General features: G+C 64.4%; 19 protein-coding genes. 13 read left to right on the forward strand and 6 right to left on the reverse strand.

Going from position 1 to position 22523, the window contains the following annotated elements:
• Nucleotides 1-79: 79 nt before the first annotated feature.
• The 3 genes from VGM51_06775 to VGM51_06785 are packed head-to-tail and all read left to right on the forward strand — an operon-like array spanning nucleotide 80 to nucleotide 4470.
• A complete protein-coding gene (locus VGM51_06775; GenBank protein HEY3412745.1) occupies nucleotides 80-583 on the forward strand; it encodes a hypothetical protein in 504 nt (167 codons plus the stop codon).
• Nucleotides 584-586: 3 nt separating this feature from the next.
• Nucleotides 587-1075 carry a YkvA family protein gene (locus tag VGM51_06780; GenBank protein HEY3412746.1) on the forward strand — a complete coding sequence of 163 codons (489 nt, stop codon included), beginning with the start codon at nucleotides 587-589 and terminating at the stop codon, nucleotides 1073-1075.
• Nucleotides 1072-4470, forward strand: coding sequence for an HAD-IC family P-type ATPase (locus tag VGM51_06785; GenBank protein ID HEY3412747.1), 3399 nt, complete (start codon nucleotides 1072-1074; stop codon nucleotides 4468-4470). Before VGM51_06780 ends, VGM51_06785 begins: the two co-directional genes overlap by 4 nt.
• Nucleotides 4471-4475: 5 nt before the next feature.
• Here the strand turns inward: VGM51_06785 and VGM51_06790 are convergent, their stop codons facing one another.
• Nucleotides 4476-5045 (reverse strand): hypothetical protein, encoded by a 570-nt coding sequence (locus VGM51_06790; protein HEY3412748.1) that lies wholly within the window; start codon nucleotides 5043-5045, stop codon nucleotides 4476-4478.
• Between the two features lie 124 nt (nucleotides 5046-5169).
• The gene (locus VGM51_06795) at nucleotides 5170-5541 is read right to left on the reverse strand and encodes a DUF5132 domain-containing protein (protein ID HEY3412749.1); all 372 of its coding nucleotides are present in this window, start codon (nucleotides 5539-5541) and stop codon (nucleotides 5170-5172) included.
• A gap of 479 nt (nucleotides 5542-6020) precedes the next feature.
• Here VGM51_06795 and VGM51_06800 point away from each other — a divergent pair, with 479 nt between their 5' ends.
• The 9 genes from VGM51_06800 to VGM51_06840 are packed head-to-tail and all read left to right on the forward strand — an operon-like array spanning nucleotide 6021 to nucleotide 13795.
• Nucleotides 6021-6542 (forward strand): ubiquitin-conjugating enzyme E2, encoded by a 522-nt coding sequence (locus tag VGM51_06800; protein HEY3412750.1) that lies wholly within the window; start codon nucleotides 6021-6023, stop codon nucleotides 6540-6542.
• Nucleotides 6539-7048 carry a hypothetical protein gene (locus VGM51_06805; GenBank protein ID HEY3412751.1) on the forward strand — a complete coding sequence of 170 codons (510 nt, stop codon included), beginning with the start codon at nucleotides 6539-6541 and terminating at the stop codon, nucleotides 7046-7048. The genes VGM51_06800 and VGM51_06805 overlap by 4 nt, the downstream gene beginning before the upstream one ends.
• A gap of 29 nt (nucleotides 7049-7077) precedes the next feature.
• The gene (locus VGM51_06810; GenBank protein ID HEY3412752.1) at nucleotides 7078-7350 is read left to right on the forward strand and encodes an EsaB/YukD family protein; all 273 of its coding nucleotides are present in this window, start codon (nucleotides 7078-7080) and stop codon (nucleotides 7348-7350) included.
• A complete protein-coding gene (locus VGM51_06815; GenBank protein ID HEY3412753.1) occupies nucleotides 7347-8600 on the forward strand; it encodes a ThiF family adenylyltransferase in 1254 nt (417 codons plus the stop codon). The genes VGM51_06810 and VGM51_06815 overlap by 4 nt, the downstream gene beginning before the upstream one ends.
• Nucleotides 8601-8650: 50 nt before the next feature.
• Entirely contained in the window at nucleotides 8651-9604 is a 954-nt protein-coding gene (locus VGM51_06820; GenBank protein HEY3412754.1) for a LysM peptidoglycan-binding domain-containing protein, read from the forward strand.
• The gene (locus tag VGM51_06825; protein HEY3412755.1) at nucleotides 9601-10794 is read left to right on the forward strand and encodes a Mov34/MPN/PAD-1 family protein; all 1194 of its coding nucleotides are present in this window, start codon (nucleotides 9601-9603) and stop codon (nucleotides 10792-10794) included. The genes VGM51_06820 and VGM51_06825 overlap by 4 nt, the downstream gene beginning before the upstream one ends.
• A gap of 40 nt (nucleotides 10795-10834) precedes the next feature.
• Nucleotides 10835-12001, forward strand: coding sequence for an RING finger protein (locus VGM51_06830; protein ID HEY3412756.1), 1167 nt, complete (start codon nucleotides 10835-10837; stop codon nucleotides 11999-12001).
• 36 nt (nucleotides 12002-12037) lie between these two features.
• The gene (locus tag VGM51_06835; protein HEY3412757.1) at nucleotides 12038-12610 is read left to right on the forward strand and encodes a ubiquitin-conjugating enzyme E2; all 573 of its coding nucleotides are present in this window, start codon (nucleotides 12038-12040) and stop codon (nucleotides 12608-12610) included.
• Nucleotides 12611-12661: 51 nt separating this feature from the next.
• Complete coding sequence (locus VGM51_06840; GenBank protein ID HEY3412758.1) at nucleotides 12662-13795, forward strand: FHA domain-containing protein; 1134 nt, start codon at nucleotides 12662-12664, stop codon at nucleotides 13793-13795.
• A 1-nt stretch (nucleotide 13796) separates the two neighbouring features.
• Here VGM51_06840 and VGM51_06845 read toward each other — a convergent pair whose 3' ends face one another.
• From VGM51_06845 to VGM51_06860, 4 genes are all read right to left on the reverse strand, one after another.
• Entirely contained in the window at nucleotides 13797-15137 is a 1341-nt protein-coding gene (locus tag VGM51_06845) for a DUF1565 domain-containing protein (protein ID HEY3412759.1), read from the reverse strand.
• A gap of 138 nt (nucleotides 15138-15275) precedes the next feature.
• Nucleotides 15276-16757, reverse strand: coding sequence for a DUF1565 domain-containing protein (locus VGM51_06850; GenBank protein HEY3412760.1), 1482 nt, complete (start codon nucleotides 16755-16757; stop codon nucleotides 15276-15278).
• Between the two features lie 11 nt (nucleotides 16758-16768).
• Nucleotides 16769-18628, reverse strand: a complete 1860-nt coding sequence (locus VGM51_06855) for a hypothetical protein (protein HEY3412761.1) — start codon at nucleotides 18626-18628, stop codon at nucleotides 16769-16771.
• A 274-nt stretch (nucleotides 18629-18902) separates the two neighbouring features.
• Nucleotides 18903-22100, reverse strand: coding sequence for a family 78 glycoside hydrolase catalytic domain (locus VGM51_06860; GenBank protein ID HEY3412762.1), 3198 nt, complete (start codon nucleotides 22098-22100; stop codon nucleotides 18903-18905).
• A 91-nt stretch (nucleotides 22101-22191) separates the two neighbouring features.
• On the opposite strand from VGM51_06860, the gene VGM51_06865 reads away from it, so the two are divergent.
• A partial coding sequence (locus VGM51_06865) for a hypothetical protein (protein ID HEY3412763.1) occupies nucleotides 22192-22523 on the forward strand: 332 nt, incomplete at its 3' end.

The following is a 22523-nucleotide window of genomic DNA, read 5'->3' on the forward strand; positions in this document are numbered from 1 at the left end:
ACGGGCTGGGGGAACAGGCATAAGCAATGCTTAATCGGTTCTTAGGCAGCCCAGGCCGGTCGCAGTGACGCAAGGAATAATGATGACCGATACCTACGTAATGGAGCTTGCCCATGCCATGCCGGGGAGGATCCGGCTGCGCTGGCGCGGCGACGACGCGCCCCCTCATCCCTTCCTGGCCCGGTTGGAGGCGCTTCCACACGTCAGTGAGGTACAGTGTCGTTTCGCCACGCGCTCCGTGTTGCTGCTCGGGGATTCGTCCCTCACGGCGGACACTGTGAGGGCGGCCACCGCCAAACTTGGCGTGACGATTGTAGACCCGCCGCCGCCAAAGCCCGTATTTGAGCCGAAGCCCAGGCGCTCGGATGACGCCAAAGACGCTCTGTGGCAGGATGTTGAAGCCGCGCTACTTATTGTGGTGATGCTGTCGTGGGTTCGAGACCTTCTCGTAAATCGCGTGTTTCGATTGAGCACGGTGCTGCTCATCGTGATCACCGCGATGGACCTGTACCGCCACTGGCTTCGCCGTCAGGCGGACGCGAAAAGCGATGACGCATCGACGCTTGAGACCGTGGGGGTATAACGCGTGGCAACCCATGGGGGCAAGCCGGCGCCGGTCACCGAGGATTGGAAGCGCGTTTTCGCCAAAGTCCTGATCCGAATGCCGAACTACGTCCGCCTCGGCTGGAAATTGGCGCGCTCAAGCGAGATCCCGAGACGGCACAAAGCGGGGCTCCTCGGTGGCGTGCTCTACCAGTTGGCGCCCGTCGACCTGGTTCCGAACATTATACCGGTTCTGGGGCAACTGGATGACGTTGGTGTCCTGCTGTATGGCATCCGGTCGGCGCTTCGGCACTGCCCTCCAGACCTGGCAGCACAGCTGATGTCTGAATACGGCGTATCCGAGGCGCAGCTGAACAGGGACATCTCCGCGATGAATACCGTGGCGCGGGGGTTCGGACGCCTCATCGCCCGCGGCGCCTGGCGCGGTGGAAAGGCGACCGCGCGAGTGCTGGGCCGCGGCGTCGCCGCGGGCGCGACCCTGGCGTGGGCCGCCTACCGGAGACACAGGTGATAAACGGACACGCCAACCTGCTGGAGAAAGCACATCAATCGCCGGGGCGCTTGCGCTTGCGCTGGGCCGGCGCCGGCGCGCCTCCGGAAAGCTTCCTCGACGGGGTCCGCTCGGCGGAGGGCGTCCAACTGGTAGAGTATCGCGAGACAAGCCGAAGCCTTGTCGTACATTGCGCCGTGGGCTTCGACGATGCCGTCCTCCGGGATATCGCCGTCGAGCACGGCTTGCTGGTAGGCGAACCAACGCCGCCGCAGCCCGTTCACGTGAGGATTCCGAATCCCGACAACGGTGGCGCTCGCCGCCCCGGCCATTCGAACCCTTCGTCCACGCTTCACGCCTCTGAAGCCGTGCATGTGGAACTCATCCACGCCGCCGTCCCCGGCCGCGCCCGCTTCCGCATCCAATGGCTACGCCGCCGGCCCAAGGCGGCCGCACGGCTTGGCGAAGGGCTCGTATCCGTGCACGGCGTTCGCGAGGTTCAAGTTAACACGGCCCTGTGCACCGTGCTGATTGAGTTTGATCCGGTTGAACAGACCATCCGCACGCTGGTGCGGGCCATGGGAGAGCTCCTCGACGAGCCCGTGGACCTGGTGATTGCGCCGGGCCAAACCCTTGCGCCGGGATGGGACCGATCGTCGCCGCGCCGCGCTGGAAGGGCGAGGCGCCGCCCGCCGCGGGAGACATACCAGTGGGCCGCCGCCGCCTCTGTTCCGGATGTGCTGCTCGAGATGGACGTGCGCGGGCAGACCGGGCTTGCTCCCGAGGAAGCCGCACGGCGCCTGGCGGCCCAGGCGAATAACGCCCTGGATATCGGCAGGCGGCGGCCATCCGGCGAGATACTCAAGGAGCAGTTCATATCGGTCCCGACGGTGCTGCTGGGCGGCGCGGCGGGCCTCGCTGCCGCCACCGGTTTCGCGGCGGATGCGCTGGCGATCGGGGCCGTGCTCTTGATCAACGGCATCATCGGCTACGTTACGGAGCGTTACGCCGAAGGCGCGATCGAGGCTCTCCGCAAACTCGGATTCCCGCAGGCGCATGTCGTCCGCAACGGCGAGCGTAAGGTGGTGCCTGCCACTGGGTTGGCGCCGGGGGACATCATTCGTCTGCGGGCCGGCTTCATCGTTCCCGCGGACGCGCGGCTGATTGAGGGCCATGTGCTCGTCAACGAGGCAATGCTCACCGGCGAAGGCGAGCCAGTGGCTAAGCACAGCCATACGACTGCGCCGCCGAAGCACGTCCACGAGTTTCAGAACGTTGTGTTCCAGGGAACGTCCGTGATTGACGGCCGCGGGCGGGCGGTGGTCCTGGCTACCGGAAAAGACACGGAGCTGGGGCGGATTCAGGGGATGGTGCAGGAGGCTGTAACGCCACGGACGCACCTGCAGGACGAACTCGATCGTTTGGGCAAAGTGCTCTCCATCGGCGCCATGGGGGTTTCTTTCGGCCTCCTGGCAATCGCCCTGCTGCGCCGGCTGCCACCCTTCCAGACGATCCAGACCGTTATCTCGCTTGCGGTCTCGGCGGTTCCGGAAGGTCTTCCGGCAACCGCAACAACGGCGCTGGCCGTCGGCATGAGCCGCATGCTCCGGCGGAAGGCGATCATCAGAAGGCTGCCCGCCGTCGAGTCTCTTGGCAGCGTCACGGTCCTGTGCGTCGACAAGACCGGCACGATCACGCTGAATCGTATGACCGCGTCGTGCTACTGGTGGGAAGACTGCGTCTTCCGCTACCGCAATGGGGACGCTGCCGGTGAGTTTTCGCTGGACGGCCATCGCGTAGACCCGCAATCGCAAACGCCATTGGATGCGATGCTGCGGGTCGGCGTCCTCTGCAATGAGGCCAAACTGTGGAACGCTCCGGACGGGGTCAAGGTCAGCGGCAGCTCTACCGAGGGCGCGCTTCTGCTGGCCGCGCATGCGGCGGGGTACTGGTATAAGGACCTGCGCTCATCGTATCCGCTCGCACTTGCGCCGCGCCGCGAGCCCGGGCAAACGCGTATGACGAGCGTGCACAAGGACCCGCAAGGCCGGTTGCTGGTTGCTGTAAAGGGAGCGCCCGAGTCGGTACTCGCCCTTTGCACCCACAAAATGGATAGTTCCGGGGCGCCGGTTCCCCTTTCGCCGGACGACAGGGACCGATACCGAGCCGCGAACCGCAGCATGGCGGAAAATGGCCTCCGTGTCCTGGCCTTCGCTCAAGGCGGCCTGCCCGCCGACGCGTCTCCGGATGCAGAACCGCGTGACCTTGTCTGGCTCGGTCTCGTGGGCCTGGAGGATCCGATCCGCCCCGGGGTCATCGAAGCCATCCAGCGCAGCCGCGCGGCAGGCATCCGAACCATCATCCTGACCGGCGACCAGCGCGGGACTGCACTGTCGGTGGCGCGCAGCCTGGGCCTCACCGAGGGCAGGCAAGCCGTGATGGAAGCGCACGAACTGGAGACCATGTCCGCGGAGGAGATCACCGCCGCCGTTGGGCGCGTCGCGGCATTCGCGCGCGTGTCTCCCGCGGACAAGCTGCGGATAGTCCGAGCGCTTCAGGCCAGCGGGCACATAGTTGCGATGACGGGAGACGGCATCAACGACGGCCCGGCGTTGAAAGCCGCGGACATTGGGATCGCCATGGGCGAAGGCAGCAGCGACGTCGCAAAGGAACTGGCCGACGTCGTGCTAACCCAGAACGATTTCGGTTCGATCCTGGCAGCGATTGAACAAGGCCGGGCCATCTTCGTCAACATCCGCCGCGCCTTGAGCTACCTTGTCGCGTCCAACGTTTCGGAGCTTATTGTCGCAGCGGTGGCCCTGCTGGTCGGCATCCCGTTCCCGTTCGTCCCGATCCAGATTCTCTGGATGAACCTGATTTCGGATGTCTTCCCGGCGCTGGCCCTCGTCCTGGAACCGACGGACAAGGATGTGATGCGCCAGCCCCCGCGTGCCCCGGGTACGCCGCTCATCGGGCGGCACGAGGGGAAACGATTGATGCAGGACGCGGGCGTCCTGGCTGCCTGCACACTCTCGGCTTTCCTCGCCGCCGCGAGTATCCACGGTTATGGCATCGCCGCCACAACGACGGCTTTCGCCGCTGTGACCATCGGAGAGGCTTTATATGCAGCGGTCTGGAGCGCGTCGTCGGAGAAAGACAACATCCGCCGGCACGGCGCCCTCTGGGGCACCATCGGCGCGACCGTGGCCCTTCAAATCGGCGTCAACCACTTCGGCCCATCGCAGCGCCTGTTGCATGTGGCGCCGCTCGGACTGGTGGATTACGCGATCGCAGCCGTTGCCGCTGTTTTGCCGACCGTCTGGGGGCTCGGCCGGTCGCGCGGGATTACGCTGCCCGTACTGCGCCATCAGGACGCCTGGGCGGCGCATAAGCCAAGCCTGGGCTGGGAGGCGTAAGGGCGCTACTCGCCCTCGGTCAACACGGCCAGTTCTTCCAGGAGCGCGTCGTCTTCCGGCGCATTGGGCTCGGTTTCATCGCGGAACATGAAGATCGTCTGCACGGAATGGTAGAAGGCCGTGTACCAAGGCAGGGCTGCCACGTCGGGGTTGATCGCCAACTGCCGCATTCCAACGAACATGAAAAGCCAGGGCAGGGTGGAGCGGAGGTCAACCTTTCCGGAAGAGGCGCCGGCCAGCCGATGGTCCGCGTGCGTCCAGAACCGCCGAACAGCGTGGATCATCTCGGCGCCGACAGGCATCTCCGGCGGACGGGCCGCGTGCGGTCGGCGCCGAACGTGAGCGTGCCGCCGCAGCGATTCCACAAAATGGTGGGGCGATGTCTCTTCGAGGCTGTACTGAAAGACGACCGACCCGGTCATCGCTCGTATGGAGACACCTTCAATCCCGGGAAGCACATCGGCCATCGAAGCGATACTCTCCGCCAACGATGGGTTACCCTTCAGCCCCACACATTGGAGCCGGATCCGCCCGGGAACTTCGTGTTCGACTATCAGCGAAATGAGGTCGGGCATGGTAGTTGTCCGTAGATAATACGTTGGGGCATAGAGTTGCCCCGATCAGTCGCCGCGGGTTGCCGGCGCGCGAATACGGGTCGTGAACGCGAACCGCGCCCACGACCCGATGCCGGAAGAACTCTCACGCCGGTTCGGTGTGCAGTTCCTCCGGAGTTTCCTCTTTCGCCTTGATGAACCGGCCTTTGACGCGCGGCCGGCGGGCTGCAGGCTTCGGGGCGGGCTCGGGTTCCAGCGTCATCATTTCGGCGCCGTTGTCGCCCTGCTCATGCTCGGCCTTAGCCTCCGCCACCAGGTCCTGCCACTGCTCACCCGTCTCGGCAAACCATTCGCGAGCCTTCTCCGTGGCCGTGAAGTATCCCTTCACCGCCTTCTTGGCTGCCGGGCGCAGATGCTTGGCGACAGCCGGAACCGCCGGCGCCAGGATCACGCCGCCGATGAGCAGCCCCAACCACCCTTTTCCTTCGAGGCGCTCTCCAACTTCTTCCAATGCCATTGTTTTCCTCCAGTTCAGATCATCGCGCCCGCGGGTACGCCCGCAAGCTTCGGACATCGTAATAGCCATCATAGCCGCGCGCGTAAAAAGATGACCTTAAGGTTCGCCGGGTTCGCTTCGGCAGGTCGCAGTAGCGCCATGTCTTCGTGATCGCGCCCTCGTCGCGCAGTGGGCGCACCGTACAGTTGCAGGCCGGCAAATCGGACCGCCGGTAACGCCGGGTGAGCTTCGCAGGGGCCAGGATGACGAATCTTTGTCCTCGTCAGCTATAAAGTATATAGTATCAGGAATAGGGTATGGTTCGCTATCCGATACTTTCAATTTCCCCTGGGACATACGGACCCTTGACGCAGGAAGCGTGAGACCGGGACCGCCGTGTGTTTCTGACGCGATGGCGTCGCCTCCTGAGTGAGGTCCGGACATCACGATGAATGGCCGTCCGTTCGTAGACGGTCCGCTTAGCACGGGGCGACGAGTATATGAGCATCGACGCAAGGATGCGGCGCCTTCAGGCGGATTTCCAGCGGCTGCTGGAGCTATCGCGCCGCAGTCCGTCCATAGCAGTACGGCCGCTCAACACTGTGCCGGACCGTTACGAGGTGACGTTCCGCTGTCGCGGTCTCGTATGGCCGCCCGGTGATCCGGCGCCCTCAATTACGACCGTGCACCGCATGGAGATATACCTCCACCTGGACTACCCGCGCCTGCCCCCGCGCCTCCTGTGGCTCACCCCCATCTTTCACCCGAATATCCTCCCACCGGACCACAACGGCGGCGTCTGCATCGGCCAATGGACTCCGTCGGAAACGTTGGACCAGCTATTGCTTCGTATCAGCGAGATGGTTCAGTACCGTAATTACAGCGCCGCGGACGCACTGGATACCCGCGCGGCCCAGTGGGCGGAGCAGAACCGCGCCATGCTGCCTGTGGACCTCACGCCACTAATCCCGCCGGAGACGAACGACCTGGACCTGGGCAACATTCCGGGAGGTCCGACATGAATCGAGGGCGCTCTCTCCTGCTGATCGTTACGGCGCTTTACTCTCTGCCTGCCTGCGCCGAAAGGCGCGATGTCGTGTCGAACGCACCGCGATTCGTCCGCGGCCAGATATACATCCAGACGGATGCCGCGCTCAAGACCGCAGACTGTGGGGGACCGCTGCTGAATGAGCGGGCGGATGTTATTGGCATTCGCACATTTGTCAATACGAATGGGGAAAGGATGGGGTTCGCCGTTCCCATCAATGCGGCATATCCCATGCTGCGGCACGCCGGAATCGATCTCTCCGGCGCTTCGGCAAGTCGCGCCGCCGGTCCGGCGCCGGCGCTAGAACACGGAACACGCTCGCAATGGGTGGCGCCATCCATCGCCATCGGCGCGGCGGTCATTCTTCTCGCCGCCCGGGTCCGGACTCGTTCTTTGAAACGAAGACCTCCGAAGCTGGCGATCAAGCTCAGGCCATCCGAACCCCGCAGGGAAGATGACCTGGACATCACATTGCGCTGAATCTCACCGATTGAAAGGCAGAATACCCGATGGGCAAAGTTAACGTGACGATACTGGACGCAACCGGCAACAAGGAACAGCAGGCGACTCTTCCCGATGACGCCCCTGTCCGGCGGATCATCGCCCGGCTGGTGGATATGATGCAGCTTCCGGCCACGGATCCTGGCGGCCAGATCCTCAGCTATAAGTTCCAGCACAAGGCCTCCGGCACCCAACTCGCCGACGAGCAGACCCTTCGTGCTGCGGGAGTCAGGGACGACGACGTGCTGCGACTTCTGCCCGAGATTACCGCCGGCCGATGACCGACGATCTCCACATCGAGCTCCGCGGCGACCCTCCGCCGGCGGAAGGCCTCGGCGCCGCACAACAAATGGCGGCGCCTGGCCGGAAATTCGACGAGGACCGTTACAGCCGCTTCCGCCTCATTCCGTGGTGGGATCAGGAACGTCTCAAGAACGCGCGCGTCATGGTTGTCGGTGCGGGCGCGCTCGGCAACGAGATCGTCAAGAACCTCGCCCTCCTTGGCATCGGCTGCATCTTCGTCGTGGACATGGATCGCATCGAGAACTCCAACCTCTCGCGGTCCGTACTGTTCCGTTCGCGGGACGAAGGACGATTCAAAGCCGAAGTCGTCGCTGAGTCTGCCGCCGATCTGAACCCGGACTGCACAGTCCGCCCCTTCGTCGGCGATGTGGTCCACGACGTCGGTCTGGGGGTTTTCCGCGCGGTGGACCTTGTCATCGGCGGACTGGACAATCGCGAGGCGCGGCTCTGGGTAAACCAGAGCTGCTGGCGCGTCAACCGGCCGTGGGTGGACGGCGCAATTGAAGTGCTCAACGGCGTTGTCCGGGTCTTCGTTCCCCCGGACAGCGCGTGTTATGAATGCACGATGAACGAAAACGACTACCGCATGCTGGCGAAACGCAAGTCCTGCAACCTCCTTTCCCGGGATCAGATGCTCGAGGGGAAGACGCCCACGACGCCGACGACGTCGGCTGTGATCGCGGGCATGCAATGCCAGGAAGCGCTGAAACTGCTCCACGGACGCCCGGAACTCCCCGTCCTTGCGGGCAGAGGCTTCTATTTCAATGGCGTGACCCACGACTCCTTCGTCGTAAACTACCCGCGCCGCGAAGGTTGCCTCAGCCATGAGACGCACGCCGATATTCGCGAGACCGATTGGAGGGCCGGGGAGACCACCGTCAATGCGGCCCTGGAACGCGCCAGGCAGGACCTTGGGCCGGATGCCACACTCTCGTTCTTCCGCGAGATCGCGGTGGCCTTTCGCTGTGAGGCATGCAACACCGCCGAGGGAGTATTCCGCGCGCTGGGTCGCATCACCGAACGGGACGCACGATGCCCTGCCTGTGGCGGAGTTCGCGCCGTGGACTCGACACATATGATCGCCGGCGACGAGCCCTATCTTCAGCGCACGCTGGCGGGAATCGGCATTCCGGCCTTCGATATCATCGGCGCTCGCTCCGGCACGGAGGAAGTCTGCTATGAACTAACGGGGGACAAACACGCCGTGATGGGATCGCCCCATGCGTAAAGACTGTAGAGGGAAACGGCGCAGGTTCAGGCTCGTTCAACAGAGGCGGTATGGCTGTCATGCGGTCCGATGAACCCGTGATTGAACTCAAAGTCGCGCCGGCCGACCCGTGCGAGACGGGTGACAAGCCGGCGATCAACATGGCGCCGGACGTAGCCCGCTACATCGAGCGATTCGCCTCCACGGATACGTCGAGGGAGTTGGCAGGCGTGCTCCTCGGCGGTCTTGCCAACGACCGGCCGCACCCGCGCGTGGACGTTGTGGCGGCGATCACGGCAAAACACACGAATTCGGCGAAGAGCAGGGTCACCTTCACCCACGAAACCTGGAACGACATCAATCGCGTGAAGGATGAGCAGTTCCCGGACCTCCGTATCGTCGGCTGGTTCCACACACACCCGGGCTTCGGCATTTTCCTCTCGGGCATGGATTTGTTCATCCAGCACCACTTTTTCAACCTGCCATGGCAGATCGCCTACGTCGTCGACCCCATCAGCCGCACGAGCGGGCTGTTCCGCTGGGAAGACGGCAGCGTAGTGGGTGTGGACCAAACGGCCGAGGATACCGCGCAAACCAGTTCTCTCGCGGGTCACCCACCGCACATTCCCACGACCGCACCGCCCGGAAAGGCGCGGCGGTACGCATCAACCGCCGCCTGGTTCGCCCTTGGGGTGGCCGTGGGCGCGGCCGCCGTCACTTCCCATCATCATGTGGGCGAGCCCGGCTCTGCGCTGCCCCCCGTCAACCCGGTGAAAGCGCCTGTGAACAACGTTCAACAACCTGTCGCCCTGGCCACCGATTACGTGGTTCAACCTGGCGATACTCTCTCGCGCATCGCGGAGATCCGGTATCGCGACGCCCGGTTCGCGGAATCCGTGCGGATTCTGAACCGTCTGGCCGACCCGAACCTTCTCCACCCCGGTGACCACCTCCGCCTGCCAAGCAACGATCTGGCAAAGGAGCTTCTCGGCAGAAAGCCGGCAAGCAAGGCTGCGAATCCATGAACGAACCCGAAGAGTTGGACATCAGTCTGGGTGGCACGCGGACCGGCGCCGCCGAGCCTGGCCCCCGTTCACCCTCGATCAAAGGTGGTGTCTACGCGGCGGCGTCCGGAAAGCCGAAAAGGCTGACCCGGAGGGCATATTTCAGCGAGGAAGCGATTCGCTCGATCCTGGTGCACGCCGCCTCTTCGCCGCACGCGGAGATCGGCGGCATCCTCCTCGGCTCGGTCGTTCATCGTCGGCGGTTCATTCAGATCAAGGTCGAAGGCGTTCTGCCGGCCCGGACGGCGGGCGAACGCAGGGCGGAACTCACCTTCACCCACGAAACCTGGATGCAACTGGACGAAGAGCGGGCCCGCGTTTGCCCGGAGCTCCAGATCATCGGCTGGTACCACACGCATCCGGGCCTCGGCGTTTTCATGTCCGATCGCGATGTGTACATCCACAACAACTTCTTCGCGCACGATGGGTTCCTCGCCCTGGTGGTGGATCCCCTCAGTGGCGCGCGCGGCCTCTTTCATTGGGTGGAGTATGTGGTTCGCCCCATGCCCGGCTACTATGTCTACGGGCCGAAGTCCCGAAAGAAGATCCTCAAGGAACTGGCGGCCCCTGCCGAACCACCACCTCTGAAGCCGCTACCGAAGCGCCGGCTGCTTCCGAGCCCGGTCTGGCTGGCCATCCTCGCCCTGGCGCTCACGCTCGTCGTCCAGGGCGTCCTCGCAACCCGCGGCGAGGCAGACCGGTATGCGGAGTTTGGGGAGACCTTCCAGTACATTGGAGATCAGCAGGCAGCATTTAAGCTGTACCGTCGCGCCAGACTGCTGGACCCAGGCGACCTCGATCGGTATGCAAGTGAGATCAACGCCCTCCAACGGAAGACCAGGTTCGAGGACATGGCCGCCCAGGAGGAGTATAAGCAAGAGGCCTCCTCGCTCCTGGGCGACGCCGTTCGTCAGGCTGGTAATCAGTCGAACCTAGCGCTGGCCGTGCGCGACGCGCTTGTGACTTCAGCGTTCGGAGCGCCGAAGCCATTTCAAGCTGACCTTAAGACGAAACTGACGGCTCTCGTTCCAGATCCGGTTATCTCAAGGTCCAAGGGCAAGGGCGCTGCACAGCTTGGTGGGGGAAAAGCGGCGCCTAAAGCCGATACCAAGGGAACAGCAAGCTCCACCGACGCCAAACGAAAGAAGTAAACCCTGTGCCCTGCGTCAGCCATCACGCGAATAGACGACCATGATCCGATCCAGCGATAGTGCTCTCCGCAACCTGTTGTCGCCCTCTCTCTGCGAGGCCGGCCGCGTCGCACCGGTTTCGTTGACGCTCACCGTTATCGCCACGGATCCCACAAGGCGGGCGGTGGAAGAAGCGCTGGCCCCGGCCCGCGATCGATACATGGTCAAGGTCGTCCAGGCGCCCGACCGTGAGGTCCGGGCTCAGATTCAAAGGGTGTATTCCGCGAGAGAGCGCCCGCCGCGAGAGGATGTCGAAGTAGTTCTTCGGGCCGGCGCGCGCTCCGCCGCGGAGACGTGCCCGTTTTGCCAGTCGACGATAGGGTCGTCCGACCCGTCGCTGCAATGTCGCCTTTGCGGTGTCGTCCATCACAGGGAATGCTGGTTGCAGAACGGCGGGTGCACCACGTTGGGCTGCGCACTGGGCCCAGCGCCGGTCCCATCCCGCTCGGTCGTGCCTTTGGCCGGCGGCCCTGCGGCCGAAACCGGACCGACGGATGCGGATGAACTTCGCGGCGCGTTGCGATCCTCTCTTTGCGAATCATACATGTTGGCGCCAGTCTCCTTGACCCTTGCCGTGATTGCCGCCGACGCGACCAGCCCGGTCGTCGATGCGGCGCTTGGACCGCTCCGCGCCCGCTACCGGGTGAAGGTAACCCAGGCATCGGAAGAGGATGTGCACGCGCAGATTGAACGCATCTATCGCGCGCCGGCGAGCCCTTTCGCAGGACTGGAAGTGGTACTGGCGGCAGACACGAAGGTCGTCGGCCGGACCTGTCCCTACTGCCAGACGACGATCAAGCCGCGCGCTGAGGTGATCTCGTGTGCGCGATGCGGCGTCAGTCATCACGCCGAGTGCTGGCGGCGGAACAGCGGGTGCACCACTTTCGGCTGCAGCGCCGCCCGTCCCGAGCCGCGCCCGCTGCCGCGGTTCGCGGACCCTGAGCCGATTCAGGACCATCCCGCCTGGCGCTACACCGACGGTACAACGGGTATCGACCTCAGGTTGCTGTGGGTGGCGATGGTCGTAGTGGCAATAATAGCCTTCTGGATTATGTATATCCATCAAAATGGCAGTGATACGCTGGGGCTTTCAGACCCCAATGCGCCATCGCACTCTTCGGCGACTGACTACCGGCGCGCAGCGCCGATAGAAAGCAGAGGATGGTAAATGGCGCACGAACGAAGGTAGAAGGATATTCGCGAAGTGAACCCCCGGATGATGCGGTTGACGGCGGACTATGAGAGAATCCGCGACGAGTTTATTGGACACCCCTACGTGACGGTGGAGCCGGCATCCCGACAAGTGCCGCCGGAGCGCTATGTCGTCACCTACCGCGTGCCCGGCCTTCGATGGGACAGCCACGAGGAGCGCCCGATCCGGGCCGATCTCCACACGGCCGAGATATACCTGCACGCCGAATACCCGCGCGAGAAACCCAAATGCGTGCTCAAAACTCCGATCTGGCATCCCAACTTCGGAAACTACATCTGCATCGGCGATCACTGGGCCGCCGGTGAATCGCTCGTGGATGTGATCGTTCAGATCGGTGACATGATCCAGTATCGAGTGTATAACCCGCAAAGCGCGTTGAACCTGGCGGCGGGCCGCTGGGCGACCGAACACCGACATCTGTTCCCCATCGGGAACCTCAATGTCCTGCAGGCGGAACCGGACATATCCTTCGACGCCACGGCCCGCCGGCAGAAAGCCACGGACCTGGACATCTTCCTGGGCCTCACCATCCGGCAGGATGATCTGGACATAACGATACGGTGAGATGCCGAACCGAATGCGTCCTGTTCCTGGTTGCGGCTTCGGAGCAGCATCATGAGTGACGATCGCGTTGAGGTAAAGCTGGATGACGAGAACCCTCTGCTCCCGTGCCCGCTTCCGGGAACGAAGCGGCGCACCGGGGCGCGTCTCGTCGTCAATCGCGATGACCTGTTAAGCGAGTCGGATCGATCACGTCCGGTTTCGCCCCGCGCAGACGCCGCGGGATCGAGAATTGATCCCTGGGGCGTCGCGCCGATCTCCCGCCGGGAGCGGCCGGGAAGCAATTCCCGGCGATCGGCGGGACAGGCCGGACTCCACGGCCTCTCGGCCGGCCTGATAGCGTGGGGAGTCTCCGAGATGTCGAGCCTGCACGGAGCCGTGGCGGGGCGTACCGACGATACTCTAACGTCCGGACCATGGATGCCGCTCTGTTTCGCGATCCTGGGGTGCTGTTTATGTGCGGCAGAGCATATTGTTGAGCTGGACTGGCGCAAGGCGGCCCGCCGGGGCGCGGTCGGCCTCGGCTTCGGAGCACTGGGCGGCATCCTCTCGGGATGGATCGGCCACACCGCGATCTCGGCGCTCGATCGACTTCACGCGTCCGGTCCGCTGGCGTTCATACCTGTCGCGGCCGTGGCGTGGGCGGTGGCCGGCGCCTTCGTCGGGTTGGCGCAGCGGCTTGGGAGCGCGCGAAGAGCGCGATTGGCGGCCGGTCTCATTGGCGGCGCTCTTGGCGGGATCGCCGGCGGCCTTCTCATCAATCCGGTATTCGCGGTCTTCGGTAGTGATACGGCTGCGCGCGGAGCAGCGATAGTCCTGATGGGGATCACAACAGGCGCCGCGATCCAATGGGCCAATGAAAAGCGGCGGGATGCATGGCTGACGATCTCGCAGGGACCGATGGCCGGCACGCAGTATGAACTCCTGGATCCGCGCACGCGCATCGGCTCTTCAGCCAGGTGCGAGATCGTCATCGAAAATGACCCTGAGCTGCTGCCGGAGCACGCCGTCATCGAGACTGCCGGAGCCGAGCGCACATTGCATAATGTGACACTCGGTGCTCTCCCCATCGTGAATGGCCGTCCCGTGTCCAGCGCACGCCTGGAACCCGGCGATGTCATCACCATTGGCTCGATTCGGCTGGTCTACCAGAAAAGGGCCCGGGCGCATACCCCCATATCGGGATGATTCACGGCTTTCCGATGCGCGCCCATCCCGTGTTCATCCAGTTGCGAAGGTGCAGGAACCTGGTGATTCGCGGCTTGTCCGTGCCGTAGTTGCCCTGCATGACGTAGACGCTGTTTCCGGCGTAGGCGACGCCAACGGCTTTCACCACTGTCTTGAACGGGGCGAGTGGCGAGCCGGTATTCGTATCCAGGCCGGCCGAGGTGTCCACGAACCAGGCGCCCGTACCGGCCGTCCACAGTTCGTACGCCCCCATATCCGGCGCCGGGCCAAGGATGCGCGGTGCGCCGTCGAGGTCGGTGGCGGGCAGATTCTGAGCGTTAGCGTTGCCTTTGTTCACACAGGGTGAGGTGGTCTGCAGCCGGTAGTTCAATCCGCCTATGAACTGGGGATCGACATTGATGTTGCCTGTTCCGGCGAAACCGCCCTGGATATCCGAAGTGTTCACAAACGAGGCGCCGTTGGCGATAACGTCGTCAAGGATTCCGCCGCCGTTCCCCCAGATGATGCTGTTGAGTACCGTCGCGGTGGTCCGGTAATCGCTCCCGCCATTTAGATTGTATATCGCGTAGGCCCCGTTTCCGGTGAAGGTGCAGTTGGTCACCACGGCCAAGGCATTTGAGACGTTGGTTATCGCTGACCCGAAATTGGAAGCGAACAGACAACTGGTGGCCGTAACAAGCGCACCAGTGGTGGAGATGCCGGCGCCACCGTCGGCGTCATAGTTGCCGATGAAGGAGCACCGATTGACGTGTGGCAAGCTTGTGCGATCGTTGTACACGGCTCCCCCGTTCGGGAGTGTAGACGCTAACGGTACGGAGTTGCTCGCGAACGTGCAGTCCGTCAGCGCGGGAGATGAGTCTTCGTTGTACATTCCGCCGCCGCGGCCGGCCTGATTGGACTGGAAAAGGCACTTGCTCACCGCCGGGCTGCTGTGGAAGAGCGCCATCCCACCGCCGAGATAAGGATAGGCGAGGGTTCCATTGCCATTCTGAATGGTGAACCCTTTGATGCTGGCCGTACCAGGCACATTGTTCAGAGTCATGCAGGTTACCGCTCCTCCGCCGTCCAGAACCGGCGCCGCTGAGCCACTTGGCGCCAGCGAAAGGCTCTTGCTGCCCCAGGAGACTTTTTCGATATAGGTGCCGCCTGCCACAAGCACGGAATCGCCGCTCGCGGCCACGTTGACGCCTTTCTGGATGTTCCGGAACGGCGACGCGGCGGTGCCCGGGTTGGCGTCATTGCCCGTGGTGGCCACGTAGTACGTCGCAGCCATTGATGCCGGCACGGCCACGAGCGCGATCATCGCCGCGAACGCGGTTGAATACCTGATATATGGTTTCATCACAGTGTTCCCCTTACCTTGGCGAGCCGAGGACAAGGACGAGTCTCTCGCCGGATGCCGGCGATGTCATCCCCATGGGCTCAACTCGCCTGGCGTACCAGAAATAGGCGCCGGCGCATACCCGCTGATCGTCAAAATTCACGGCTTTCCGATGCGCGCCCATCCCGTGTCGAACCAGTTATAGAAGCGCAGGGACTTGGTAATGCGGGGCCTGTCCGACCCATAGTTGCCCCGCATGATGTAGACGCTTTGCCCGGGACCGGCCACGCTGATGACTTTCGTCACCGTTTTGTAGGGAGCTGACGGAGAGCCCGTCCCGGTGGTGTCGTTGCCGAGGCCCGCGTCGACGAACCACAAAGGGGGAGTGGAGGACAGGAACTCGTAAGCGCCCATATCCGGCGCGGCCCCGATAATACGAGGTGCGCCGTCCAGGTCAATGGCGGGCAGGTTGGGCGCGGCCGCGGAGGCGACGTTGATACAGGGCGAGGTGGACTGCAAGCGGTAGTTGCCGGCGGCGGCATTCACGAAAACGGGGTCCCGGGTGAAGTTGCCGGTTCCGGAATAACCGCCACTCACATCTGAGTACGTGACGGTGGCTGTCGTTCCAGACAATGCGTAGACTCCGGAAACAGCGACCGAGGCGCCCCAGACGATTGAGTTCGCCATCGCGATCTGGCCGTTAACCTGGACCCGCAGGAGAGCGCTGGCTCCAACAAAGGTGCAGTTCGTGAAGGAGGCTGCACCGCCCTGCACTTCCGCCGCCATACTCGTACTCGTGGCTCCCACGAACAGGCTGTCGTTAAGCGTCAGACTGCCAGGGGAGAGGAAGATCTGTGAGTTGAAGTTGACTGACTGGTTGCTCAGAAACAAACACCCGGTGGCCGTCATGCTGCCACCCTGGATGTCCATAGCGCCGCCAACGTTCCCGAAGTTACCGCTAAAGGTGCATCTCGTGGCCGTGCAGGCGCCGCCGAAGTGGCCGATGGCGCTCGTGGTGTTGTTGGAGAACGTGCAGTTCTTCACGGTGGTGTTGCCGGCCGCAAGGGCAAGAACGGTCCCGGTATACCCGCCGTTGCCGGAGAAACCGCAATCCGCGATGGCGGCATTCCCCCCGTAATCCACATAGATCGCATCCGCGCCGAGTCCCAAGACGTGGAACTCGTTTCCGCTGAAGATGCAGTTGGTCACGGAGACAGTACTGGAGCGTATGTACAACCCGGCGCCGATATGGTTGGTCGTGGCGTAGGCGTTCTTGATGGTCATACTGCTGACGGCCGCCGAGGCCTGTCCGCCGGCGATGCGAATGGCCGGCCCGAGCCGCTGGCAGTCCAGGATACAGGCGGCACGGTTGCCACTCTGGGACCGCAGCACGAGGTTCGTTGACCCGAAGTCCAGGTTAGTCTCGTTGTACGTGCCATCGGCCACAAGCACGGTATCCCCATTGGTACTTTTGGCGATGCCCTTGCCGATGGTCCTTAACGGCGACGCAAGCGTGCCGGCATTGGCGTCGTTACCCGTGATGGCCACATACCACACGGCGGCGCGAGCGGCCGGCGCGCCGAAAAGCAGGGCCGCCAGCGCCATCAGCGCAATGGAAGGATGGAAGTACCTGATTGTCATCGTCATGTCCTCTACTTCAGCGAGACGAGGACAAGGACGAGGCCCTTGCCGGATGCCAGCGGTGACATCGCCTTGCCGATGACGGCCCCATCGCGGCGTTCGCGGTCGGTCGCTCGCATGGCATGGCCCGGCGTGTCCGAGGTGGTCAGCATATCGCCGACAACAATGGAGCCGTTGGCATCCGCGTCGCAGTAGCACCATACGCGGCCGATGCTGGCCACGGGAAGGGCGCCATCGGCAATCGTCCCGGTCTGGCGGAGGGTGATGCCAGGTGCGATGCCATTGGCGCCGCTGAGGATCCCGGCCACCGCCTTGTCATACGCACTGGAGGCGACGCGCATCCAACCGATGTGGTCGGCATCCAGGGCCACCACCATGCCGGGCAGGGGCTTCACATCGCCCGCATTGGCCACGTTGTAGGGCTCCGCGACGTCGGACCCGCCCGTGATAGTGACCACCGGCGCGAAGACCTCGCCGGCGAAGGTTGCCCCGCCCTCGTTCCAGAACTTTATCTTGCGGCTGAGGCCGGTGGTACCGGCTCCGACGATGTCGAGGGAGTCGGCCGTGAACGTCTCGTAGCCGATCTTGCCGGCGTTCACGTCCTTGCCCGCGACCCCCGCACCGAACTCGAGCGTATTGCCGGCACTGATCCCTGACGCGGCGTTCGCCTTAAGGCCGCCTGCCGCGGTGAGGGCGCCTGTCACCGAAACGTTCCCAAGGAGAGTCGGTATGGTGGCGGAGGACATGGAGAGGGAACCCACGGAGAGGGCGCCGGTCACCGAAACGTTTCCGCTGAGCGTGGGTATGGCGGCGGAGGTTACGGAGAGGGAACCCGCGGAGAGGGCGCCGGTCACCGAAACGTTTCCATTGAGCGTCGGTATGGTGGCGGAGGACATAGTGAGGGAATTAGCGGAGAGGGAGCCTGTGGCTGCGACATTGCCGTTGGCGGCGATGCTGAAGATCGGGGTGGTTCCGATGCCGCCATCGGTGTAGAACTGGAACGGGGCCGCCGTGGTCACGAAGCGGATGGAGTCCCCTCCGACCTGCGAGTAGAGGCCGAGGTCGCTCGTGGTGTCTATCGCGGCGCCGCCCTTCTGGATGACACCGTTGGCGATGTTCATGCGCCCGATGACATCGAGCGTCTGAAGGGGTGATATCGTTCCGATGCCGACGCTGCCCTTGAAGTAGCCCTGTCCACCCCCGGTGACGCTGTAGACCCGGGCTCCTTTCTCCGCGTACCATGCGTGCGTTGCAGGTCCGCTCAGGTTCGTCTCGAAAGGTGCGGCTCCAAACGGCGCTAGGTCGCCCGAAAAGATGCCCACGCCAGGGCCCCCGGCTATATTGACGTGCAGCTGAGCTCCGGGGCTGGTGGTGCCGACGCCGATGTTGCCGCTGACCGCGTTCAGCGCCCCACCGGAGGCTTTCGCCAGCGACGCTGCATCCGAGGCCAACTGCGCGGAGCCGATGGCGCCATCGGGGACGGTGTTCGCCTTCAGGGCGCTGGCCGCACTGGTAAGAGGCGCCCGCGGCGCCATGGGCGGATCGGCATCCACTTGGAACTCCACCCACAGGCTCCCGTTCACGACGCCTGGCGTGAGCGTGGCGAGCTGAGCGCTGAACAGGCCGGAGACGGTCGACACCCCGGTGAGGGTTTCCGTGAACTTCTGGGCGCCGGCCGAGGCGGCGTCCCACAAAGAAAGGCTGATGGTGTGGGGACCATCCGGCAGGGCGGTGCCATCCGCCTTCGTGAGACGGCCCTGGATGTTCACTCCGGCGGGGCCGGTGAGTACCTGGGCGGAGGCAGGCAGACAAACGAATATGAGACCGGTCAAGATGAGGCCGGCGGCGAGCAGACGATATTTCGGGTACATACGGATTTCCTTTCCGCTGTGCTTGGCATGGAAGAGACAGGCGCTTGGCAAGAAAATCCGGAAAAGACCACCCTGGCCGGAGGAGATTCACTTGTTTGCGTTATGGATTCCATCATAGCCGCTTATACAATGAATCGACCACCGCGCGAATGCCGGGCGTGGGAATGCATCATGTGGGACTAAACAACACTACAGGGCGGGGCCTCCACGGCTGTGGCGGAGCGGCATGATGGCGGCGGCGGGACGGGACGCTCCTCCCGGCGCGGGCACGATTTCACCGCCGCACCGCCACGAAATGATAGGTGCCGGAGCCGATCCGGACCGTCGTTTCGCCGCGGCCCGACGACGCTGCGCGCACCCCGATGCGCGAAAGGGGCTTGCCCGACTCCGTCACGTCGGCCGGCCGGCCGGCCGGCACGGTGACGATCGCCGTGGTGTTCACCGGGATGCTGACGTCCAGGCGGAATCGGCCGGATTCAGCCTTCCAGTGCACGGAAACCGGCCCGCGCACCGAGTCGTAGGCGGTGGCCGCCTCACGCACCCCCGTGCCGATGCGCGGGTGGACGATGATGCGGCGGAAGCCGGGCTGCGAGGGATCCGTGTCGAGCCCGCCGACCCCCCGGATGAGCCACTCGCCCACCGACCCGAAGGCGAAATGGTTGAACGAATTCATGGACGCATCGGCGAAGCCGCGCTCCGGCGTCCAACTGTCCCACCGCTCCCAAAGCGTGGTGGCGCCCTGGCGGATCTGGTAGCCCCACCCCGGATAGGTCGGCTGCTGGACCATGCGGGCGGCAAGGCCCGCGTGTCCATAGCGGGTGAGCACAGGCGCGAGGAGGCCAGCCCCCAGGAAACCCGTGGTCAGGTGGCCGTTATGGGCTTGAACATCCGCCACAAGGCGCTCCACCGCGCGGGCTCGCCGGTCAACCGGCAGGAGGTCAAAGGCGAGCGCCATCGCGTAGGCGGTCTGCGACTCACCTTTCACGCGACCGTCCGCGGTGACATAGGCGTTGACGAAGGCGTCCCGAACGCGCGCCGCGAGGGCGTCGTAGCGGAGCGCGTCTTCCGGGCGTCCGATTACGCGGGCCATCTTCGCCATCAGCGAAGCGCCATGCGCGAACCAGGCGGTGGAGATCACGTCCAGCGGCGTGTTCTCACCGGCGCTGAGCCAGTCGCCATAGCCGGCCGCCGGGCGCAGAAGGCCCTGGCTGAGCTTCTCCTGCACGGCGATCCACCGCTGCATCGCGGGCCAGTGGCGGCGGATGATGTCCCTGTCGCCGTAGACCTGATAGACGGTCCACGGGATGATGAGCCCGGCGTCCGACCAGCCCGAGGAACCGCCCCCGCCCATCACGTCCGGAGCCACGTCCGGGAAGGCGCCGTTGGCCAGCTGGTCGTCGTCGAGGTCCACCATCCACTTGGTGAGGAACGGCGCCGCGTCCATGGCGGCCGTCGAGGTTCGGGCGAAAAGCTGGGCATCTCCCGTCCAGCCGAGGCGCTCGTCCCGCTGGGCACAGCCGGTCGGGATCTCGATGTAGTTGTCGCGCTGCGTCCAGACGATGTTCTTCCAAAGCTTGTTCAGCACCGGGCTCGAGGACGCGAACCGACCGGCTTCCCGGCTGAACGAGCTGACGACGACGCCGCGAATGGCGTTCAATGAGGGCGTCCCTGGGTAGCCCGCGACTTCCACGTACCGGAACCCATGGTACGTGAAGCGCGGCTCCCAGGCTTCGGTCCCCACGCCCCGAAGAGTATAGGCATCGGTGGCGCGGGCGGTGCGCAGGTTGCCCGTGTAAGCCGTACCGTCGGGGCTAAGCAACTCCCCGAAGCGCAGCGTGACCTTCGCCCCCCTCGGGCCCTTGACGCGCAGCCGGACCCAGCCATCCATGTTCTGGCCCATGTCAAACACCCAGACGCCCGGTTTGGGCTGCGTGCGGCGGACGGGGGCAAGTTCCATCACTCGGCGCACCGGCTCTCCCGCATAAGCCGTCAGCGGCGCCGGCCAGGCTGGTCGCACCTCCACGCGCTTCCAGGCCGTATCGTGGAAGGAAGCCGTATCCCAGCCGGGCCGCGCAGTACGGGCGTCGTAGGTCTCGCCCATCAGGATGTCCGCCTCACGGATGGGCCCGTACGCTCCCCTCCATGCGGGGCCGGTGCCAACCGTCTGCCGCGAGCCATCCGCGTACTCCAGTTCCAACTGCGCGAGCAGGCGCGGACGCCCGACACCGTACAAGTCCCTTCGGCCAAACGCCACATACCCGCATGCCCAACCATCGGCGAGTACGGCCCCCAGCACGTTGCGGCCGCGTCCGATCAGCGCTGTCACGTCGTACGTCTGGTAGCTGAGCCGCTTGCGATAGTCGGTCCAACCGGGCGTGAAAGAGAAACCTCCGACCGCGTGTCCGTTCACTCGAGCCTCATAAAGGCCAAGCGCCGTGATGTACAAGGTTGCGCGCCGAACGGAACGGTCAACCTGAAAGCCGGTCCTGAGCAGCGGGGACGGCGGCAGGCGCAGCGCCGCTGGCTGGCCGGGGATGCCCCACGGGCCTTCGCCTACGGGCGCGACGACCGCCGCCCGGGGCCAGCCGGAATCGTCGAACCCGGCGTCGGTCCAGCCGGAAGGCGCCATGCGGGAGACCTTCCACGTCTCGTCTACGGGGATTTCGAGCGGTTGCCCTGATGAAAACGCGATGCTCAATCGGCCGAGCAGCCCCGCCTGGCTGGCATTGTTGGTCGCCTCGATGGCCAGCGTGTTCACGCCGGGCCGCAGCATAGGCTCGATGGAGAGCCTCTCCGGGTGGCTCCACAGGTCCCCGTGTCCGGCCACGCGCCCGTTCACGAACAGCCGGAATCTGTCATCGGCCGTGATGAGGAACCGGGCGGATTTGACCACTCGTCCCGCCGGCAGCGTGAAGCTGCCACGGAAGTAGCGTGTCTCGGCCGGGACATCGGAAAGCGCATCCTCGCCCGGCATCCAGACCCAGCGGAGGCCGGCGAACGGATTCGCCGGCCCGGGCTTCTCCGGCGGGGCCGGCGCGCTGATCCAGCGCGCCTTCCAGTCCGACGCCTTCAGGAGGCCCATCGTCCATTGCGCGGTCGCGCTCCATGGGGAGGGGCGGCGGTTGCGGTCCCAAGCCCGGACGGTCCAGAACGCCCTCTCCCGGCTCAGCAATGGACGCCCGCCGTAGGCAATGAGGACAGTCTCCGAGGAAGCCACGCGTCCCGAGTCCCAGAGGTCTCCCACGCCCCGCCGAAGGAGCGCCGGGCGGCTGGCGACCAGGATCCGGTACGCGGTCTGGACGTCGCCACGTCGCTCGGACGCCAGGGTCCATGTCAGCCGCGGCCGCGCGGAATCAAGGCCTTGAGGATTCGCGTGGTACTCGCATCTCAGGCTACTGACGATGAGACTGTGCGCCGGCACGCCGGCCGTAAGCCAGGTCAGTAAGACGGGGACAACCAGGTGGAGTTTCATGCGGGACAGCATCCTTTTCAGGTAGATCGGTTTCCGGTACGACAGCGGCAAGAGCCCGTGTTCATCGAGCAGCGACTCGCGGTCCGATTACATGATGGACAGCGCCGGCGCCCCGATCGCCACCTCGTTCTCTATCGTTGGCAACAAGCGATTCGCGGCGCCTGGGTGCGACGACGACGAGGCCGCCAATTCGTTGCGCCCAAGGATAATGGTGGACGCCAGTGAGGACGAAAAGCGGGAGATCAGGCACACTCAGGGTCAACGGATTGAGCCGCTTGACAAAAATCGGGTAGGCGGGGTCGTTACCGGCCCCGCCTCCCACACCACCCGGCATGCGGGTCCGCACCGGGCGGTTCACTCAGACTTAAGCGCGTGGTATCTCTCCGCGAGAGACGAGAATCCCATCTGGATGAGCTTGGCGTT

Source organism: Armatimonadota bacterium, from assembly GCA_036504095.1.
Classification (GTDB): domain Bacteria; phylum Armatimonadota; class DTGP01; order JAKQQT01; family JAKQQT01; genus DASXUL01.

Bases quoted from the DNA above. Each gene is read 5' to 3' on its own strand.
- VGM51_06775 (HEY3412745.1), top strand. From the start codon at position 80: ATGATGACCGATACCTACGTAATGGAGCTTGCCCATGCCATGCCGGGG.
- VGM51_06790 (HEY3412748.1), bottom strand. From the start codon at position 5,045: ATGCCCGACCTCATTTCGCTGATAGTCGAACACGAAGTTCCCGGGCGG.
- VGM51_06795 (HEY3412749.1), bottom strand. From the start codon at position 5,541: ATGGCATTGGAAGAAGTTGGAGAGCGCCTCGAAGGAAAAGGGTGGTTG.
- VGM51_06800 (HEY3412750.1), top strand. From the start codon at position 6,021: ATGAGCATCGACGCAAGGATGCGGCGCCTTCAGGCGGATTTCCAGCGG.
- VGM51_06805 (HEY3412751.1), top strand. From the start codon at position 6,539: ATGAATCGAGGGCGCTCTCTCCTGCTGATCGTTACGGCGCTTTACTCT.
- VGM51_06810 (HEY3412752.1), top strand. From the start codon at position 7,078: ATGGGCAAAGTTAACGTGACGATACTGGACGCAACCGGCAACAAGGAA.
- VGM51_06815 (HEY3412753.1), top strand. From the start codon at position 7,347: ATGACCGACGATCTCCACATCGAGCTCCGCGGCGACCCTCCGCCGGCG.
- VGM51_06820 (HEY3412754.1), top strand. From the start codon at position 8,651: ATGGCTGTCATGCGGTCCGATGAACCCGTGATTGAACTCAAAGTCGCG.
- VGM51_06825 (HEY3412755.1), top strand. From the start codon at position 9,601: ATGAACGAACCCGAAGAGTTGGACATCAGTCTGGGTGGCACGCGGACC.
- VGM51_06830 (HEY3412756.1), top strand. From the start codon at position 10,835: ATGATCCGATCCAGCGATAGTGCTCTCCGCAACCTGTTGTCGCCCTCT.
- VGM51_06840 (HEY3412758.1), top strand. From the start codon at position 12,662: ATGAGTGACGATCGCGTTGAGGTAAAGCTGGATGACGAGAACCCTCTG.
- VGM51_06845 (HEY3412759.1), bottom strand. From the start codon at position 15,137: ATGAAACCATATATCAGGTATTCAACCGCGTTCGCGGCGATGATCGCG.
- VGM51_06850 (HEY3412760.1), bottom strand. From the start codon at position 16,757: ATGACAATCAGGTACTTCCATCCTTCCATTGCGCTGATGGCGCTGGCG.
- VGM51_06855 (HEY3412761.1), bottom strand. From the start codon at position 18,628: ATGTACCCGAAATATCGTCTGCTCGCCGCCGGCCTCATCTTGACCGGT.
- VGM51_06860 (HEY3412762.1), bottom strand. From the start codon at position 22,100: ATGAAACTCCACCTGGTTGTCCCCGTCTTACTGACCTGGCTTACGGCC.